The organism is Sporomusa sp. (assembly GCF_057736855.1).
Map to the genome: position 1 here is coordinate 1 of NZ_JBYKYF010000469.1, position 1,603 is coordinate 1,603.

General features: G+C 43.4%; 2 protein-coding genes. Both read left to right on the top strand.

Annotated features, from left to right (window positions below):
* Positions 1–905, top strand: a 905-nt coding sequence (locus AC29Z1_RS17750; RefSeq protein ID WP_488272760.1) for an FtsW/RodA/SpoVE family cell cycle protein, incomplete at its 5' end; no start/stop codon positions are given.
* A partial coding sequence (locus AC29Z1_RS17755; protein WP_488272761.1) for a penicillin-binding transpeptidase domain-containing protein occupies positions 898–1,603 on the top strand: 706 nt, incomplete at its 3' end. The genes AC29Z1_RS17750 and AC29Z1_RS17755, both read left to right, overlap by 8 nt.

Consider the following 1,603-nt stretch of genomic DNA (forward strand, 5'->3'; position numbering starts at 1 on the left):
AATATCTTTGTGGCATAACTGGTGTTGCATTATTAATCATTACTATTTTGTTTGGTGTAGACATAGGCGGCAATAAAAACTGGATTATTTTCGGTCCGGTTAGATTTCAGCCTTCTGAGTTTGCCAAATTGCTGATTATTATATTTTTAGCCGCTTATTTAAGCGAACGACGTCAACTCCTAACTTTTGCCACAAAGCATTATGGACCATTTACCTTGCCTCATCCACGTTTTATCGCGCCATTACTGGCTTTATGGGGATTAACTATGGCGATGCTTATTGTCCAGCGAGATTTAGGTTCAGCGTTATTATATTTTGGTACAACAGTTGCCATGGTGTATATGGCAAGCGGTATACTAAGCTATGTGGTATTAGCACTTGGTTTATTTTGCGCAGGTTCTACTGTCTGCTATCTATTGTTTCCTCACGTAAAAACCAGAATTGATATTTGGCTTAATCCCTGGGCTGACCCTACAGGCCAAGCTTATCAGATCGTTCAATCGCTATTTGCCTTAGGCACTGGTGGGATTTTTGGCAGTGGACTGACATTCGGCTATCCGACCATGATTCCAGAAGTGCATACTGATTTTATTTTTGCCGCTATTGGGGAAGAACTGGGACTGATGGGTACAAGTGCCGTAATTCTTGCTTATATTCTTGTAATCTACCGGGCTTTTCGTGCAGCATTACTCTCACAGACCCCATTTGCTATGCTGTTGGCCAGTGGTTTAGGAGTACTTACAGCACTGCAAGTTTTTATCATAATTGGTGGGGTTACTAAGTTTTTGCCATTGACAGGTATAACGCTACCACTTATCAGCTATGGTGGCAGTTCCATGGTCTCAAGTTTTATTTTGTTAGGAATGTTATTTGCTGTTTCGGAGGCGACAGCACCCAATGAATGATAAGAGCCATCCAAACCAAATCCTTCGCCGGAGCATTCGTCAAGCTGCACTATTTTTTCTTGGTTTGCTCATAGCACTTTTTGGTTATGTGACATATTTGCAAGTTATAGCAAGCGATAGTCTTGCGTTTCATCCGCTTAACCGCCGTACAGCCGAAGCCTCCAAAAAGGTTGAACGCGGCCAGATTATTGATCGCCAGGGAAATATATTGGCGGTAAGCAAATTGACGGAGCAAAAAAAGTATCAACGTGAATATCCGTATCATGCATTATTTGCCCATGTTGTAGGCTATGATAGTCTTACCTATGGCAAAACAGGTGTTGAAAGCAGTTATGACGGCTATCTCTCAGGACAAATAAATCCTGAGCGTCGCCTGGGTGCAATCAGCCAGCTATTTACTAGCCGTGCAGGTAATACAATTACCTTAACACTTGATGCCCGATTGCAACAAGCTGCTTATCAGGCATTAGGTGGAAGGCGGGGGGCAATTGTTGCTGTGTCGCCGAAAACAGGTGCCATATTGGCGATGGTTAGCCGCCCGAGTTTTAATCCCAATACACTTGAAGATGAATGGGAGACTGTTTCACAGTCGCTCAACAGCCCATTGCTTAACAGGGCTGCACAAGGCCTATATCCACCAGGTTCGATTATTAAAGTTCTAGTGGCCGAAGCTGGTTTGGCCGAACAGGTAGTAAATG